Origin of the sequence: Cobetia sp. UCD-24C (assembly GCF_001306765.1) — a bacterium.
Lineage (GTDB): Bacteria > Pseudomonadota > Gammaproteobacteria > Pseudomonadales > Halomonadaceae > Cobetia > Cobetia amphilecti.
In genome coordinates, this window is the sequence record NZ_LJTD01000002.1 from 461,083 (window position 1) to 478,995 (window position 17,913).

13 protein-coding genes are annotated in these 17,913 nt (G+C 64.8%); 10 read left to right on the forward strand and 3 right to left on the reverse strand.

What is annotated here, in order from left to right; genetic code table 11:
• Positions 1-22: 22 nt before the first annotated feature.
• The gene (locus AOG28_RS04165; protein ID WP_043333970.1) at positions 23-799 is read right to left on the reverse strand and encodes a sulfite exporter TauE/SafE family protein; all 777 of its coding nucleotides are present in this window, start codon (positions 797-799) and stop codon (positions 23-25) included.
• Between the two features lie 176 nt (positions 800-975).
• Between AOG28_RS04165 and cysB the strand changes: the two genes are divergently transcribed.
• Positions 976-1,947 (forward strand): HTH-type transcriptional regulator CysB, encoded by a 972-nt coding sequence (gene cysB / locus AOG28_RS04170; protein WP_043333969.1) that lies wholly within the window; start codon positions 976-978, stop codon positions 1,945-1,947.
• Between the two features lie 151 nt (positions 1,948-2,098).
• Here cysB and AOG28_RS04175 read toward each other — a convergent pair whose 3' ends face one another.
• Together AOG28_RS04175 and pabB are read right to left on the reverse strand one after the other, a co-directional pair.
• Entirely contained in the window at positions 2,099-2,725 is a 627-nt protein-coding gene (locus AOG28_RS04175; RefSeq protein WP_054555396.1) for a phosphoadenosine phosphosulfate reductase domain-containing protein, read from the reverse strand.
• 215 nt (positions 2,726-2,940) lie between these two features.
• The gene (pabB, locus tag AOG28_RS04180) at positions 2,941-4,392 is read right to left on the reverse strand and encodes an aminodeoxychorismate synthase component I (RefSeq protein ID WP_054555397.1); all 1,452 of its coding nucleotides are present in this window, start codon (positions 4,390-4,392) and stop codon (positions 2,941-2,943) included.
• 243 nt (positions 4,393-4,635) lie between these two features.
• On the opposite strand from pabB, the gene AOG28_RS04185 reads away from it, so the two are divergent.
• From AOG28_RS04185 to AOG28_RS04225, 9 genes are all read left to right on the forward strand, one after another.
• Positions 4,636-5,508, forward strand: a complete 873-nt coding sequence (locus AOG28_RS04185; protein ID WP_054555398.1) for an alpha/beta fold hydrolase — start codon at positions 4,636-4,638, stop codon at positions 5,506-5,508.
• Between the two features lie 370 nt (positions 5,509-5,878).
• Positions 5,879-6,658, forward strand: coding sequence for a GntR family transcriptional regulator (locus AOG28_RS04190; RefSeq protein WP_043333965.1), 780 nt, complete (start codon positions 5,879-5,881; stop codon positions 6,656-6,658).
• 73 nt (positions 6,659-6,731) lie between these two features.
• Positions 6,732-7,643, forward strand: a complete 912-nt coding sequence (gene prpB / locus AOG28_RS04195) for a methylisocitrate lyase (RefSeq protein ID WP_054555399.1) — start codon at positions 6,732-6,734, stop codon at positions 7,641-7,643.
• 182 nt (positions 7,644-7,825) lie between these two features.
• Positions 7,826-8,968, forward strand: coding sequence for a bifunctional 2-methylcitrate synthase/citrate synthase (prpC, locus tag AOG28_RS04200; RefSeq protein ID WP_054555400.1), 1,143 nt, complete (start codon positions 7,826-7,828; stop codon positions 8,966-8,968).
• A gap of 67 nt (positions 8,969-9,035) precedes the next feature.
• Positions 9,036-11,738 (forward strand): Fe/S-dependent 2-methylisocitrate dehydratase AcnD, encoded by a 2,703-nt coding sequence (acnD, locus tag AOG28_RS04205; RefSeq protein ID WP_054555455.1) that lies wholly within the window; start codon positions 9,036-9,038, stop codon positions 11,736-11,738.
• Positions 11,735-13,003: a 2-methylaconitate cis-trans isomerase PrpF gene (prpF, locus tag AOG28_RS04210; protein ID WP_054555401.1), complete on the forward strand. Its 1,269-nt coding sequence runs from the start codon at positions 11,735-11,737 to the stop codon at positions 13,001-13,003. The genes acnD and prpF overlap by 4 nt, the downstream gene beginning before the upstream one ends.
• 205 nt (positions 13,004-13,208) lie before the next feature.
• Positions 13,209-14,858 (forward strand): bifunctional 2-methylcitrate dehydratase/aconitate hydratase, encoded by a 1,650-nt coding sequence (locus AOG28_RS04215; RefSeq protein WP_082388223.1) that lies wholly within the window; start codon positions 13,209-13,211, stop codon positions 14,856-14,858.
• A gap of 187 nt (positions 14,859-15,045) precedes the next feature.
• Complete coding sequence (locus tag AOG28_RS04220) at positions 15,046-15,639, forward strand: LemA family protein (protein ID WP_054555402.1); 594 nt, start codon at positions 15,046-15,048, stop codon at positions 15,637-15,639.
• A gap of 70 nt (positions 15,640-15,709) precedes the next feature.
• The gene (locus AOG28_RS04225) at positions 15,710-17,614 is read left to right on the forward strand and encodes a M48 family metallopeptidase (protein ID WP_054555403.1); all 1,905 of its coding nucleotides are present in this window, start codon (positions 15,710-15,712) and stop codon (positions 17,612-17,614) included.
• Positions 17,615-17,913: the final 299 nt, after the last annotated feature.

Consider the following 17,913-nt stretch of genomic DNA (forward strand, 5'->3'; position numbering starts at 1 on the left):
AGGATCCCGCAGCAAGGAGAGCTCAGAAGAAGGCGTAACGGATGCCCAGCCCCAGCAGCAGTGTCGTCAGCAGGCCCTGCAGCAGGCCGCTGGGCATGTGGCGTGTCAGGCGTGCGCCCAGGCTGATGGCGGGCAGTGAGCCGACCAGCAACGCGCCGAGCAACAGGAAGTCGACGTTGCCCAGCCACAGGTGGCCCAGCCCCGCGACCAGGGTCAGAGGTACGGCGTGAGCGATATCGGTGCCGACGATGCGCGCGGTGCTCAACAGCGGGAACAGCATGATCAGCACGGCAGCGCCGAAGGCGCCGGCACCCACGGAGGACAGGGTGACGCACACGCCGAGCACGATGCCTGACAGCACGGTCAGCGGTGCCGCGTGGCGTACGATGAAGCTTTCCGGGCTGATCAGCCCCAGCAGGCGCTTCTTGAACAGCAGCACGCCGGCGGTGAGGATCAACATCACGCCCAGCATGCCCTTGATCAGGCCCGCGTAGGCGGTGGGGTCAGTGAAGAAGGTATGCAGGACCGCAATCGTCAACAGCGCCGCCGGCAGCGAGCCGATGGCCAGGCGTCGGGCGATGGTCCAGTCCACATGGCCCTGGCGATGGTGCGCGAAGGCGCCGCCCGCCTTGGTAATGGAGGCATAGAGCAGGTCGGTGCCCACTGCAATGTGCGGCGGGAAGCCGAACATCAACAATAGGGGCGTCATCAGCGAGCCGCCGCCCACGCCAGTGACACCGACCGCGAAACCCACTCCGGCGCCTGCCAGCACGTATAGCAGCAGTTGTGTGACTTCCATCCCTACCTACCCCCTTGTCAGGTTACTGTCGCCAATCTACTCTTGAGCGTATATTCCCGAAAGGAATCATTATTCATGATTTTATCGCCCGATCATCTTAGCAAGGTGACCGGCCATGTCCGGGCCACTGTCACGCCGCGTCGCGTCGATGGTGCTTCTCAGGAGAGTGAAGCCGCATGAAACTCCAGCAGTTGCGTTATATCTGGGAAGTCACCCGCCACAACCTGAACGTGTCCGCTACCGCGCAAAGTCTGTATACCTCCCAGCCGGGCATTTCCAAGCAGATTCGTCTGCTGGAAGATGAGCTTGGCGTCGAAATCTTCGCACGTAGTGGCAAGCACCTGACGCGGGTGACCCCGGCCGGCGAGTCCATCGTCGAGCTGGCAAGCCAGGTGCTGCGCACGGTGGAGAACATCAAGCACGTCGCCCAGGAGCACAGTGACGACCGGCGCGGCAGCCTGTCGATCGCCACCACGCACACCCAGGCGCGTTATGCCTTGCCGCCGGTGATCGCCGATTTCACGCGCAAGTACCCGGATGTCGCGCTGCACATGCAGCAGGGCACGCCGAAGCAGATCGCCAACATGGTCAGTGAAGGGCAGGCCGACTTCGCCATCTGCACCGAGTCGCTGGAGCTGTTCAATGACCTCATCCTGCTGCCGTGCTATCGCTGGAACCGCTGCGTGCTGGTGCCCAAGGATCATCCGCTGGCCAATGGCGAGGAGCTGACCCTCGAGTCGCTGGCCAGTTATGCGCTGGTCACCTACACCTATGGCTTCACCGGCCGCAGCCAGCTGGATGATGCCTTCAAGTCCCATGGCCTGGCGCCCAACGTGGTGCTGACCGCCTCGGACGCCGATGTCATCAAGACCTATGTGCGTCTCGGCATGGGCATCGGCATCGTCGCGCACATGGCGGTGGACGAGGTGGCCGACGAGGACCTGGTCGCGCTGGACGCCACGCATCTGTTCGAGAGCTCCACGACCAAGATCGGCATCCGTCGCGGCACCTTCATGCGCAGCTACATGTTCGAATTCGTCGAGCGCTTCGCGCCGCACCTGACGCGCGAGCGTGTCGAAGCGGCACTGGCCGCTGGCCCGCGCCACGAGCACGAGATCTTCCACGACATCGAGCTGCCGGTGCGCTGAGTCCCGGTTGGCTGAGTGTCGGTGGACTGAGTGTCGGTGGACTGAGTGCCGCTCGCCTGATCTGCCACAGCACAGATGAAAAAGCCCGCCTCTTGAGAGGCGGGCTTTTTGCTGGCTGGGCGGCTCGAGCGCACAGCGTCAACCACAGGGCTCAGTGTGCCAAGTGCAGGCCACACTCGCGGTTGTCTTCCGCCTTGGTCGGGTCGACGTAGTCGAACTCGTTGGGCAGGTCGTGGGCGACCAGATACTCGTGCATCTGCTTGGATGACCAGTTGAGTACCGGGGCGACCTTGATCAGGCCATCGCCGTTCAGCGAGACCGGCTGCATGCCGGCACGGAAGGCGGTGTCACTGGCGCGCACGGCGGTGAACCACATCTCGGGGTTCAGTTCGCGCAGCGCACGCTCGAAGGGTTCGAGCTTCACTTCACGGGTGAAGGCTTCGTGGCGCGGGTCATCGATATGCGGCGTGAGGCCATCGACGGCTTCACGGTGGGCACGCGTGCGCTGCGGCAGATAGATGATGCGGTTCAGGTTCAGCTTGCGCGTCACTTCATCGGCGAAGCGATAGGTGGCATCGGTGTTGTAGCCGTTGTCCATCCACACGATCGGGATGTCAGGACGGAAGCGCGTCACCATGTGCAGAATCACCGCCTCGAAGGGACGGAAGTTGGTGGTGCAGATGGCGTGCTTGTCCAGCGACAGAGCCCAGCGGGTCAGGGCTTCGGGGTCGTTGCCGAATTCGGCATTGATGCGGGCGAGATCGAAGGTATCGGACATGAGGAGTCTCCAGAACGAGGGCACGTCCGATGGAGCGGGGCGCAGGGCTGATCAATGGCCAGGAAAGGCCATCAGCAGAGGCGGGTAGCGCTCAAGGAGACGTGCAGGAATGCGCCTACCCTATCAAAGGCGGGCACTGCTTCCCCAATACGAATTCGTTCGATCGTTATATGCCATCGAGTTATGGCGCTCATGACGCCTTATAACGCAGTCTGTCAGCCGAGTGCTTCCATCAGTCGCTGGATCTTGGCTAGGCTTTCGCGGTATTCGGCCTCTTCCTCGGAATCGGCGACCAGGCCGCCGCCGCCCCACAGGTGCACCTGGCCCTCGGCGATCACCGCCGTGCGGATCGCGATGGAGGTATCCATGTGCCCGCGGATGTCCAGGTAGCCGAGGCTGCCGCAATAGGCGCTGCGGCGAACCGGCTCCAGCTCCTCGATGATCTGCATGGCGCGGATCTTGGGCGCGCCGGTGATGGAGCCGCCGGGGAAGGCGGCGCCGAGCAGATCCAGCGCATCGCGCCCTTCCTCCAGCGTGCTGGTGATGGTGCTGACGGAATGGTGCACGTTGGCGTAGCTCTCCAGCGCGCACAGCGATGGTACCTTGACGCTGCCCGGTGCCGAGACACGCCCCAGATCATTGCGCAGCAGGTCGACGATCATCACGTTCTCGGCGCGGTCCTTGGGACTGGCCAGCAGCTCGGCGGCCAGTCGGGCGTCCTCTTCCGGTGTCGCGCCACGTGCGCGGGTGCCCTTGATCGGCTTGGTCTCGACCGCGCGGTGATTGACCTCGACGAAGCGCTCCGGCGAGACGGAGACGATCGCCATCTCCTCGCCCTTGGCGTCCTGCCAGCTCAGATAGCCGGCGTAGGGTGTCGGCGTGGCCTGACGCAGGCGCAGGTAGGCATCCCAGCTGTCGCCACTGCAGTCGGCGGAGAAGCGCTGGGTCAGGTTGATCTGATAGCAGTCACCGGCATGCAGATACTCCATCACCTGGCGGAAGCGTTCGCCGTAGCCCGCGCGATCCAGCAGTGGCGCGAAGGGGGTGTCGAGGGCGAAGTCGGCGCTGCGCGGCGCCGGTTGCTCCAGCCACTCAAGCACCTGTCGGCGCCGTTGGGGCGAAGCGATCAGCCAGCTCTGCTGGCGCTGATGGTCACTGATCAATGCCCAGTCATAGAGACCCAGACGCGCCCAGGGCAGCGCGATGTCGTCCTCGGTCGTGGCGGGCAGGTCTTCCAGCGCGCGCCCGAAGTCGTAGCTCCAGTAGCCCAGCAGGCCGGCGATGAACGGCAGGTCCTCGGCGCTCAGGTCGTGCCGGGCGAGCTCTTCGCCTGCCAGCGTCTGTGGCAGCAGGGTCAGCAGCTGGCGCTGGGCCTCGATCACCGGCAGGCGGGCGAGGCGCTCCAGCGCTTCACGGAACTGGCTCAGGTCACGCATCGACTCCGGCAGCGGGCCAGTGAGCTTGCCGCCGTGTGGGCCTTGCTCCAGCACGGCCAGCGGGTCGCTGCTGATGATGTCGAAGCGGCCACCGGCCAGCGACGGCTGGCCGCTGTCGAGCAGCACGGCGTCGGGACGTGAGCGCAGGCGTGCGAAGCGCGACAGCGTGGAGGCTTCATCCTCGGCGGCGAGGGCGTAGGGCAGGGCGTTGATTTCGAGCGAGATGGTCATGACAGCTTCCGTTGGCGGACAGGGCATTCTAGGCATCCGAAAGCGTTTTGTCCGCCCATGCGTGCGGATTCCGGTGAGGGGCTTGCCTTGTCGGCTTGCCGTTCTCCCGTGCGCTGATTAAGGTGCCTGCCTCTGAACGCCCTGCGCCGTCATCGATGACTGCCCTGACGCGCGTGCTGACGTTCGCCCAGCCCTCTTGCCCAGTCTCTTGCCCAGCCCCTGGCACCCCACCGGAGCCCCTGCATGCATCCCGAGTTCGAACATGGCCAACATCTGCTGTCACGTCCCGATCAGAACATCTTCTGGCAGCGTCTCAAGCGGCATGGCGCCCAGGGCGGGCGTCGACTGCTGATGCTGCACGGCGCGGGTGTGGCCGGCACGCTGACCTGGGCACCGCTGGTCGGGCATCTCACGGCCCATGATGAGCTGATCATCCCGGACCTGCGTGGCATGGGGCAGACGCTGGCGCCGCAGGGCGGCGAGCCTCCTTTCACCCTCGAGCAGGTGGTCGAGGACGTGATGGCGCTGATCGAGACCCAGCGCATCACGCATTTCGACCTGATCGGCTACAGCTTCGGCGGGCTGGTCGCCATGCGTCTCGTCCAGCGTCTGCGCGCCGAGCGCCCGGAGGTGAAGGTCGGCGACATCAGCCTGCTGGAGCCGGCACTGCTGGAGCGCGAATGCCACGCCACCATGGTCAAGGTGCGTGACGGCTACGCCGAGGCGGCGCGCGCCATGCGCGAAGCCTCAAGTCCCGAGGCGGGCATCACCGCCTTCCTCGACCTCATCTCGCCGCATCGCACGCGCAACCCGCGCGCCGAGCGCATGATGGTGGCGCGACTGGCACATCGCCATCTGGGCTTCGCCAATGCGCTGGACTGTGTCACGCATGCCGTGCGCGAGATCGACCGCGAGGCGCTGCTGGCTGACGTGCTGGCCTCAGGCAGCGAGGTGCGCAGCCTGGTCGGCGGCAAGAGCCCGCAGACCCTGCGCGACTATCACAGCCTGCTGGCCGAGCGTCATGCGGGTTGGCAATCGCTGGAAATCCCCGGCACCGATCACTCGCTGCCTTTCCAGAAACCCCGCCGCATCGGCGCGGAGCTCAGCTTCACATAAATCGCGTGATTGTCGACAAGCCGACCGATGAGCGGTCTGGCATTGAGACTCAAGACGCCCCGTCAGCCTGTGCTGGCGGGGCGTCTTTCGTCTCGGCCGCTACCGGCTGGCGTGCCTCTGGCTTGTCGAAGTGAGAAGACTGGCATGGCGGCGTCTCAGACGGTTAAGCCTTGTTCTGGCAGCCGTTTATCCAGCGCATGCCAGCTCTCTTACGCCAAAGGTGTAGAGGATTTGGCGGATTGCATCTTGACCCACTCAGGCTCGCTGGCTAGTCTGGCAGTCATTGAATAATTGTCGACAATGGTGCTGAAAGTCCCTCATCGCCATTGTCCTGTCTCAGCCCCTTGTCCAGCCGGATTGCCTGACCGCCATGACCACCGATGCCTTTCACAATGCCACCACCGCTCGAAGCCTCGCGCGCGGCGCCACTGCCGAGCAGGCAGGCCACACCGCCTCCGCGAGTGCTCCGACGCCTGAGGTGCGCACCCTGGCCGAGCGCGTCTTCCACCAGCTGCAGGACGCCATCGTGCGCGGCGAGCTGGCACCGGGCAGCAAGATCACCGAGCCGGGGCTGGCGCAGGCCTATGGCATCTCGCGCGGCCCGCTGCGCGAGGCGATGCGTCGTCTCGAGGTTCATCGCCTGATCGAGCGCGTGCCCCACGTCGGCGCGCGGGTGGTCAAGCTCTCGATGACCGAGCTGCTGGAGCTGTTCGACGTACGTGAGGCGTTGGAGAGCATGGCCGCGCGTCTGGCGGCGCGGCACATGACGCAGGAGGAGGTCACGCGGCTGCGCAGCGTGCTCAAGACCCATGAGCAGCAGTCGGACCTCAAGACCGGCACCGCCTACTTCCAGAAGGAAGGCGATCTCGACTTCCACTATCAGATCGTCCTCGGCAGCCATAACCACATGCTGATGACGATTCTCTGCGACGACCTCTACTACCTGGTGCGCATGTATCGCACCCAGTTCAGCGCCAGTGGCTCGCGTCCGCAGAAGGCCTTCGTCGAGCACCACCGTATCGTCGATGCCATCGAGGCCGGCGACGAGGAGCTGGCGGAGCTGCTGATGCGGCGCCACGTCAGCGCCTCGCGGGAGAACGTCGCCCGCCGCTATGCCGCCACGCTCAAGGAAGAGCAGGGCGAGGAGTGAACTGCCACACCGCTTGCGACCGGATCACCCCCAACAATTCCAACCCCGTCATGGGCCCAGCCCGGGAGATGTCATGTCACGCCATCTGAGTTCCACCGCCTTGCCAAGCCCCGGCGCCCGCTTCCGCGCGGCGCTGGAGGCCAATCGTCCGCTGCCCATCGTCGGCACCATCAATGCCTACACCGCCATCATGGCCGAGCGCGTCGGGCATCAGGCGATCTACCTGTCCGGTGGCGGCGTGGCCAACGCCTCCTACGGTCTGCCGGATCTGGGCATGACCAGCATGAATGACGTGCTGGAAGATGCGCGTCGCATTACCGCCGCCAGTGAACTGCCGCTGCTGGTGGACATCGATACCGGCTGGGGTGGCGCCTTCAACATCGCGCGCACCATTCAGGAGATGGAGCGTGCCGGCGTGGCTGCCGTGCACCTAGAGGACCAGGTCGCCCAGAAGCGTTGTGGACACCGTCCCAACAAGGCCATCGTCTCCAGCCAGGAGATGGTCGATCGCATCAAGGCGGCCGCCGATGCCCGTCGTGATGACGACTTCTATCTGATCGCGCGTACCGATGCCTTCCAGAAGGAAGGGCTCGAGGCCGCCGTGGCGCGTGCCAATGCCTGTGTCGAGGCCGGGGCGGACGCCATCTTCGCCGAGGCGGTGCATACCCTCGAGGACTACCGCGCCTTCTGCGAGGTCGTCGACGCGCCGATTCTGGCCAACATCACCGAATTCGGCGCCACGCCGCTGTTCAATCAGCGCGAGCTGGGTGACGTCGGCTGCCGGATGGTGCTCTATCCGCTGTCGGCCTTCCGCGCCATGAACGCCGCCGCCCTCAAGGTCTACCAGAACATCCACGACAAGGGTGACCAGAAGGACGTGGTCGACGACATGCAGACCCGCATGGAGCTCTACGACTTCCTCGATTACCACACCTTCGAGCAGAAGCTGGACACCCTGTTCGAGGCCGAAAGCCGCAAGGATTGATGCCAGACGCTCGAGACGGACGCCATGTCTCGCATCAGGAGGCCATTGGCTTCACGGGCCGGCACTTCCGGCCCGACCGTTTCTCCCTCGCTGGCAAACGCCTGGCCGGCGAGGGGCTTGACGCTTTATGCCCTACAAGAAAAAGAACAACTCAATGACGTCACTGCCAAGGAGATCGCGCCATGTCAGATACCACCGCTACCCCGAGCCCTAGTGCCTCCAGCGGGCTGCGCGGCCAGAGTGCCGGCGAGACCGCCCTGTGCACCGTCGGCCAGACCGGCTCTGGCCTTCGCTATCGCGGCTACGATCTGGAGGATCTCGCCGCCCACGCAAGCTTTGAAGAAGTCGCCTATCTGCTGCTCAAGGGCAAGCTGCCCAATCGCGAAGAACTGGACGCCTACATCGCGCGCCTCAAGGGGTTGCGTGGCCTGCCGGATGCCCTGAAGGCGGTACTGGAGCAGATTCCGGCCAGTGCCCACCCGATGGACGTGATGCGCACCGGCTGCTCGATGCTCGGCAATCTGGAGACCGAAGAGAGCTTCGATGAGCAGTCCGACCAGGCCGACCGCATGCTGGCGGTGTTCCCGTCGATCATCAATTACTGGTATCGCTTCAGCCATGATGGCGTGCGCATCGACACCGAGACCGATGACGACTCCATCGGCGCGCACTTCCTGCACCTTTTGCACGGCGAGGCCCCCAGCGAACTGCATGCCGCGGTGATGAATACCTCGCTGATCCTCTACGCCGAGCACGAATTCAATGCCTCGACCTTCACCGCGCGTGTCTGCGCCTCGACGCTTTCTGATCTGCATTCCTGCGTGACCGGGGCCATCGGCTCGCTGCGCGGACCGCTGCATGGCGGTGCCAACGAGGCGGCGATGGCGATGATCGAGCACTGGCGCTCACCGGAGGAAGCCGAGCGCGAGATTCTCGGCATGCTGGAACGCCGCGAGAAGATCATGGGCTTCGGCCACGCCATCTACCGTGAACGTGACCCGCGCAACGCCATCATCAAGGAGTGGTCACGCAAGCTGTCCGAGGATGTGGGTGACACTCAGCTCTACGCCGTCTCCGAGCGCGTCGAAGCCGTGATGTGGCGCGAGAAGAAGCTGTTCTGCAATGCCGACTTCTTCCACGCCAGCGCCTATCACTTCATGGGCATTCCTACCAAGTTGTTCACGCCGATCTTCGTCTGTTCACGCCTGACCGGCTGGGCGGCGCATGTCTTCGAGCAACGCGCCAACAATCGCATCATCCGCCCGAGCGCCGATTACACCGGCCCGGAGCATTGCGACTGGCTGCCCATCGAGCAGCGCGACTGACCCTTTCCTCGGCCAGTCAGCGTGCTGGCCGATCGTTTTCCTGATCGCCTGATGAGTCCGGATGCCCATGAATACCGAGTATCGCAAACCCCTGCCTGGCACGGCGTCACCGGGTACCCCGGTCGACTACTTCGATGCGCGTGCCGCCGTGGAAGACATCGCCCCCGGCGCCTACGCCGGTCTGCCCTATACCTCACGCGTACTGGCCGAGAACCTGGTGCGCCGCTGCCCGCCGGATCAGCTGCGTGACAGCCTCGTGCAATTGATCGAGCGTCGGCGTGATCTCGATTTCCCGTGGTACCCCGCGCGCGTCGTGTGTCATGACATCCTCGGTCAGACCGCGCTGGTGGATCTGGCCGGCCTGCGTGATGCCATCGCCGAGCGCGGCGGAGACCCGGCCAAGGTCAATCCGGTGGTGCCGACCCAGTTGATCGTCGACCACTCGCTGGCGGTGGAGCACGCCGGCTTCGACAAGGACGCCTTCGCCAAGAACCGCGCCATCGAGGAGCGTCGCAACGAGGACCGCTTCCACTTCATCGACTGGACCCGTCAGGCCTTCGAGAACATCGACGTGATCCCGCCGGGCAACGGCATCATGCACCAGATCAATCTGGAGCGGATGTCGCCGGTGATCGAGTCGCGCGCCGATGAAAAGGGCCATCAGGTCGCCTTCCCGGATACCCTGGTGGGCACCGACAGCCACACGCCACATGTCGATGCGCTGGGCGTGATCGCCGTCGGCGTCGGTGGGCTGGAGGCCGAGAGCGTGATGCTGGGGCGTGCCTCCTACATGCGCCTGCCCGACATCATCGGCGTGCGCCTCACCGGGCGCCCGCAGCCGGGCATCACCGCCACCGATATCGTGCTGGCGTTGACCGAATTCCTGCGCGCCGAGAAGGTCGTCTCCTCCTATCTGGAATTCTTCGGCGAAGGCGCGGCCAGCCTGACGCTGGGTGATCGCGCCACCATCTCCAACATGACGCCAGAGTACGGCGCCACGGCGGCGATGTTCTACATCGACCAGCAGACGCTGGATTACCTGACCCTGACCGGCCGCGAGCCGGAGAACATCGCGCTGGTCGAGCGTTACGCACGCGAGACTGGCCTGTGGGCAGATGAGACCGGCCATATCGAGGGCGCGGTGGAATATGAGCGCGAGCTGACCTTCGATCTGTCCTCGGTGGTGCGCACCCTGGCGGGGCCCTCCAATCCGCACAGTCGCGTGCCGACCAGCGAGCTGGCCGCGCGCGGCATCTCCGGCGTGGTCGAGCATGAGCAGGACGAGGACGGGCGTGACCTGATGCCGGATGGCGCGGTGATCATCGCCGCCATCACCAGCTGCACCAACACCTCGAATCCGCGCAATGTCATCGCCGCCGGGCTGCTGGCCAGACGCGCCAATGCGCTGGGGCTGACGCGCAAGCCGTGGGTCAAGACCTCGCTGGCGCCGGGCTCCAAGGCCGTGCAGCTGTATCTGGAAGAGGCAGAACTGCTGCCGGAACTCGAGCAGCTCGGCTTCGGTATCGTCGGCTTCGCCTGTACCACCTGCAATGGCATGAGCGGTGCGCTGGACCCGGCGATCCAGCAGGAAATCGTCGAGCGTGATCTCTATTCCACCGCGGTGCTGTCCGGCAACCGCAACTTCGATGGCCGTATCCACCCCTACGCCAAGCAGGCCTTCCTGGCCTCGCCGCCGCTGGTGGTCGCCTACGCCATCGCCGGCACCATCCGCTTCGACATCGAGAAGGACGTTCTCGGGCATGCGCCGGACGGCTCGCCGATCATGCTCAAGGACCTGTGGCCGAGCGACGAGGAAATCGACGCCATCGTCGGCTCCAGCGTCAAGCCGGACCACTTCCGTCAGGTCTACATCCCGATGTTCGAGGCCCGTCAGGATCGCGACGACACGACCAGCCCGCTCTACGACTGGCGCGAGATGAGCACCTACATCCGTCGTCCGCCGTACTGGGAAGGCGGCCTGGCCAGCGCACCGACGCTCAAGGGCATGCGGGCACTGGCGGTGCTGGGGGACAACATCACCACCGATCACCTGTCGCCCTCCAATGCCATCATGGCCAGCAGTGCGGCGGGCGAGTATCTGGCCGCGATGGGCCTGCCGGAGGAGGACTTCAATTCCTACGCCACTCACCGTGGTGATCACCTCACCGCGCAGCGGGCCACCTTCGCCAATCCCAAGCTGATCAACGAGATGGCCGTGGTGGAAGGGGCGGACGGCAAGCGCGAGGTCAAGCAGGGCTCGCTCACGCGTCTGGAGCCGGAAGGCAAGGTGGTACGCATGTGGGAGGCCATCGAGGCCTACATGCAGCGAAAGCAGCCGTTGATCATCATCGCGGGCGCGGATTACGGCCAGGGCTCGTCGCGTGACTGGGCGGCCAAGGGCGTGCGGCTGGCGGGCGTCGAGGCCATCGTCGCGGAAGGTTTCGAGCGTATCCACCGCACCAATCTGGTCGGCATGGGCGTGATGCCGCTGCAGTTCGCCGCCGGTACCACGCGCAAGACGCTGGCGCTGGATGGCAGCGAGATCTACGCTGTCGAGGGCGAGCCGGCGCCGGGGGCAGAACTCACGCTGGTGATAGAACGCACCGCCGGCGACAAGGCAGGCCAGCTCGAGCGCGTGCCGGTCACCTGCCGTCTCGATACCCGTGAGGAAGTCTCCATCTACTCGGCGGGCGGCGTGCTGCAGCGCTTCGCCGAAGACTTCCTGAGCTCGCAGGCGCCGGGCGAGACGACGGCGGAGGTATCGGCATGAGCCAGCAGGCACAGCTCAGGATCCCCGCCACCTATCTGCGTGGCGGCACCAGCAAGGGCGTGTTCTTCCTGCACGATGAGCTGCCGGAAGCGGCGCAGGTGCCGGGCCCGGCGCGTGATGCCCTGCTGCTGCGCGTGATCGGCAGCCCCGACCCCTACGCCAAGCAGATCGACGGCATGGGAGGCGCGACCTCCAGCACCAGCAAGACGGTGATCATCAGTCGCAGCGAACAGCCGGACCACGACGTCGACTATCTGTTCGGTCAGGTCTCCATCGACTCGCCCTTCGTCGATTGGAGCGGCAACTGCGGCAATCTCTCGGCGGCGGTCGGGCCCTTCGCCATCGAGAAGGGCCTGGTGCCGGCCGAGCGCCTGCCGCGTGATGGCATAGCCGAGGTGCGTATCTGGCAGGCCAACATCGCCAAGACCATCATCGCGCGGGTGCCGATGTGCGAGGGGCGCGTCCAGGAAACCGGTGACTTCGCCCTGGATGGCGTGACCTTCCCGGCCGCCGAAGTGGCGGTCGCCTTCCGCGACCCCGCCGCTGGCGAGGGCAGCATGTTCCCCACCGGCAATGTGGTCGATACGCTGGAAGTGCCGGAATCGGTGGTCGCGGGCGGGCGGATCCAGGCGACCCTGATCAATGCCGGCATCCCGACCATCTTCGTCGCTGCCCGCGATCTCGGCTATCAGGGCACCGAGCTGCAGGAAGCGATCAACGCGGATGGCGAGGCCCTCGCGCGCCTCGAGACATTGCGCGCCCACGGCGCACTGCGCATGGGGCTGATCCAGGAGCTGGGCGAGGCCGCCAGACGTCAGCACACTCCCAAGGTCGCTTTCGTGGCGCCGCCGGTGGATCACGTCGTCTCCAGTGGTCGCGAGATCAAGGCCGACGAGATCGACGTGCTGATTCGCGCCGTGTCGATGGGCAAGCTGCACCACGCCATGATGGGCACCGCGGCTGTCGCCATTGCCGCGGCGGCTGCGGTACCCGGCACGCTGGTCAATCTTGCCGCCGCTGGCGGAGCCGAGGCTGAGTCTGGGGCCGGGCAGACTGGCGCGGCGCGTGACTCGGTGTGCTTCGGGCATCCCTCCGGCACGCTCAGGGTCGGCGCGAGTGCCCATCGTCAGTCACCTTCGGGTCAGGACGGTGACGACCAGCAAGGCGAGGGCGAATGGACCGTCAGTGAGGCCGTGATGAGTCGCAGCGCGCGTATCCTGATGGAAGGCTGGGTGCGGGTGCCGGCGGAGACCTTGATGCGCTAGCGCCGGTATTGGCAGGCGATGGTCTACTGTCAATATATCTCTGTTGATATCCCTCTTGGGGCATCCCGATGAAAGCCGGCCTGGCATGCATGTGCAGAGGGCCGGCTTTCGTGTGTCTGTGGTGCGGACTCGGGTATTTCGGGGGACGTGCCGGTATCGCGGGAGATGCATGCGAGCAAAGACGATCCACGACAGGAGATCACACATGAGCACGCCATCCTCTGATCAGACGGGCGACAGCCGTCTCAGCGCCAACAAGGTCAGTACCAACCAGGCCAGTACAAGTCAGGCCAGCACCAATCAGGCCAGCGCCAACCAGCGCCCGGACTATGACCCGGAGCTGCAGCAGATCGCCGACTATGTGCTGGGGTATTGCGATGATCCTCATGTCGCGAATGCGGATACGGATGTGGATGTGGATGTGGATGGCCTGGCCGGCAAGAGCGTGCGCTCAGGTCCCTCGGCAGAGGCGATGGACACCGCTCGCCTGTGTCTGATGGATACCCTCGGTTGCGGCATCCTGGCGCTGCGCTTCCCGGAATGCACCAAGCATCTCGGCCCGCTGGTGGCCGAGACCGTGGTGCCGCATGGTGCACGGGTGCCCGGCACCGCCTTCAGTCTAGATCCCGTCAAGGCGGCGTGGGACATCGGCTGCACCATCCGCTGGCTGGATTACAACGACACCTGGCTGGCGGCGGAGTGGGGGCATCCCTCGGACAATCTCGGCGGCATTCTGGCGGTGGCGGATCACCTCTCGCGCCAGCGTGTCGCGCTGGGCAAGCCACCCCTGGTGATGCGTGATGTGCTGGAGAGCATGGTGATGGCCCACGAGATTCAGGGCGTGCTGGCGCTGGACAACAGCTTCAATCGCGTCGGGCTCGACCATGTCATGCTGGTCAAGGTGGCGACTACCGCCGTGACGGCGCGCTTGATGGGAGCGAATCGCGAGCAGTTGCTGTCGGCGCTGTCGCACGCCTTCGTCGATGGCCAGAGCCTGCGCACCTATCGTCATGCGCCCAATGCGGGCTCGCGCAAGAGCTGGGCGGCGGGGGACGCCACCTCACGCGGCGTGCGGCTGGCGGATATCGCCCTGCGTGGCGAGATGGGTATCCCCGGTGCTCTCAGCGCGCCGCAGTGGGGCTTCAATGATGTCTCCTTCAGTCACGGCAATAGCGATCTCGCCCTCAAGCCTGAAGACGAACGGCACCTGACGCTGGCGCGCCCTCTGGGCAGCTATGTGATGGAGAACGTGCTCTTCAAGGTCTCCTTCCCGGCCGAATTCCATGCCCAGACCGCCGCCGAGGCGGCCGTCCAGCTCCACTTCGAGGTGCGCGACCGGCTCGAGGAGATCGAGCGCATCGAGATCACCACCCACGAATCGGCGATCCGCATCATCTCCAAGCAGGGCGCGCTCGCCAATGCGGCGGACCGCGATCACTGCCTGCAATACATGGTCGCGGTGCCGCTGATCTTCGGCGAGTTGAACGCGGACCACTATGAAGATGGCTTCCATGCCGCTCACCCGGAGATCGACCGGCTGCGAGACAGAATGGTCGTCAAGGAAGAGGCGCGCTTCACCCGCGAGTATCTGGAAGCCGACAAGCGCTCGATCGCCAATGCCCTGCGGGTGGTCTTTTGCGATGGCAGTGCCACTGAGCAGGTGACGGTGGAATACCCGCTGGGACATCGTCGGCGGCGTGAAGAGTCGCTCGTTCCGCTCGAGGACAAGTGTCGGGCCAATCTGGCCACCTGCTTCCCACCCACGCGGTGCGACACCTTGATGGCGTTGCTGGGTGATCGCGAGCGACTCGAAGCACTGCCGGTGCACGAGTTCATGGCGCATTGGGTGCCGTGAGGTTGCCGGCCGCATGATGCCCCGTTGGCAATCAGTCATCCAATTGACTGGTGCCGTCATCCGGTATGGGTAAACTGGAAGCGGATTGCACAGAAAGACCGACAGGGGCGCTTGCAAAGACTCGCCGGAGAGCGGGACAACGCCTGCCGGGCCTTCATTGCAAAGGCTTCATCACAAGGGACTCATCATGAAAACTTTTCTGCTGCTGGGCGCCATCGCGCTGATCGTCATCTACGTGATCTCGATCTACAACAAGCTGGTCAGCCTCAAGGCGCGCTTCGAGAATGCCTTCGCGCAGATAGAGGTGCAGCTCAAGCGGCGCTATGACCTGATTCCCAATCTGGTCGAGACGGCCAAGGGCTATCTGAGTCATGAGCGTGGCACACTGGAAGAAGTGATCAATGCCCGCAACAAGGCGATGGCCGCCTTGAATGCCGCAGCGGCGCATCCCGGCAGCATGGACAAGCTGGCCAGTCTGGCCGGTGCCGAGCAGGGGCTGGCGGCGAGTCTGGGCAAGCTGGATGTGGTGGTCGAGGCCTATCCGGAGCTCAAGGCGGACCAGACCATGAGCGACCTGATGGAAGAGCTCACCGCCACCGAGAACCGCGTCGCCTTCGCGCGTCAGGCCTACAACGATGCCGTCACCGACTACAACGTCTATCGCCAGAGCTTCCCGCAGGTGGTGTTCGCGCCGACCTTCGGTCATCGCAGTGATGCAGGACTGCTGGCCTTCGATGACAGCGTGAAGATTCGCCAGGCCCCGGATGTCAGCTTCTCGTGAGTCGACCGGCTGATGCTTCTCTCGCAGCGGCCTTGCGCTGTGATCCTGACTGGGTAGATGGCGAGCGCGGATGAATTTCTATCATGAGCAGGACAGTGCGCGGCGTCGTACGCGGCTATTGCTGCTGGCCTTCACGGCCATGTCGCTGGTGGTGTCTCTTGCTGCCGGCGCCGTTGTGCATGTCGCGATCAGCAGTTTCCTGGGGCGCCCGGCCGCCACGACGTTTGAATATGTCTGGCCAGTGGCGAGCATCATCTTCCTGTGCAATGCACTGGTCGCGGCGCGTGAGCTGCGGCGTCTGCAGCAGGGCGGTGCGGTCGTGGCCGCACGCCTGGGTGGCAAGCTGGTGGATGTCGAGACCCAGGACTCGCGCGAGCGGCGGGCACTGAATGTCGTGGAAGAGATGGCGATCGCCGCCAACCTGCCCACGCCGCAGCTGTTCCTGCTTCCGCATGAGGCGATGATCAATGCCTTCGCGGCGGGCTATCGGCCCCATGATGCGGTGATCGCGCTGAGTCGCGGGGCGTTGGAGCAGCTGGATCGCAACGAGCTGCAGGGCGTGGTCGCTCACGAGTTCGCCCATATCGCCAATGGCGATATTCGCCTCAACCTGCGTCTGGCGAGTGCGGTTCACGGCCTGGTGTTTCTCTCCGAGGCGGGGCGCTTCCTGATGGGGGCGGGGCGCATCGGCTTCGTGTTGGGCAGGGCGCGCTCCTCCGGTTCCGACAGGAAAGGCGGCATGCCGCAGCTGATGCTGGTCGGTGTGGCGCTGTGGTTGCTCGGCAGTCTCGGCGGGCTGGGCGGCAGGCTGTTGCAGCGCGGGGTCGCGCGTTCACGCGAATATCTCGCCGATGCCAGTGCAGTGCGCCTGACGCGTTTCCCGGATGGCATCGCCTCGGCCCTCAAGCGTATCGGTGGCATGGGCTGGCAGGGGCGCATCCAGCATCCGCGCGCCATGACCTACAACCACCTCTTCTTCGTCGAAGCGCGTCCGCCATGGCTGACGGGCTGGTTCGACTCGCATCCGCCGCTGGATGAACGCATCAAGCGCCTGGAACCCCGTTGGGATAGGCAATATCTGAGCGCGCGCCAGCAACCGGTGCATACCTTCGAGCAGCAGGGGCCCATCGGAGCAGAAGTGCTTGGCGGGGTCATGGCGGGTATCGCCGGCGCGGCCGTCATGGGCGAGCTGTCGCGTTCCCGGGGTGAGCTAGAGAACCTGACGCTGTCGCGCTTTCTCTGCCCGCAGCTGGTGGTGGCGATGATCGCGCCCTCGGAGCTCACCCGGCGTGGGGTCTGGCTCACCGAGCTTGAGCGTCAACATGACTGGCTGGATGGCAAGCGCGTGCGCGAGGCGCGGCGCAAGCTCGAGTCCTTGCCGCGGGTCGAGTGGATCCCTTTGCTCAACCGGTTGATACCGCGCTGGCGGGAAGCGGATGAGCGCGCGCATCGCATGCTCAAGGCGCAGACACCTTCGCAGGACATGTTCATCTGGTGTCTGTGGCAGTTGCTGCTGGAGTCACTGGACCCGCGAATCGATCGCAAGAGTGACTCGCTGGCCCTGCAGCAATGCCAGCCGGCCTGTCAGCATTGGCTCATGCTGATGGTCGGACTCATCGACGATGAAACGCTGCGCGAGGACATCTTCCTGGACGCCAGTGCGGAACTTGGTCTGGCGCTTGCGTATCCGCAGTCGCAACCGGATGGGGATAACCCTGCGCTGCGCTGCCGTCATCTCACGCAGCTGGCTCACCTGCGCCCGATGGACAAGCAGCGATGGTTCACGGCGCTTGCCCAGGTGGTGCATGCCGACCAGACGCTGGCCGATGAGGAGGTGGCCCTGCTGACACTGCTGGCGCGCGTCATGCAGCTGCCGGAGGTGCGCCTGGAGGCGGCGCTTGAGATACAGTCGCATTCGCGTGGTGGCTGGCAGGCGCGGCCAGTATCTCGGCCCGCGGACGGCAAGGCGATCTGAGTGCCGAGCAGGATAGCGACTGTTTTCTGCGCCAAAGCCCTTGCCATCAAGCCGATTCCTGCGTAAAGTACGCATCCGCTGCCGGGGACGCATGGCGTTACCAGCGGTAAACGAGGTTTGCAGGTGGTTGTTTTACTTGATGTTTTTGAAGTCCGCTTCGATATCATCGATTGACAATCCCGGGCGATTCGCTAGAATACGCCGCACTCCTTACGGAACAGGTGATCGAGCAACGCTCCTCACCGCTTGATGATGCTTAGAGGCAGTCGACTGACTCATCATCAAGTGCTTGACTTCTC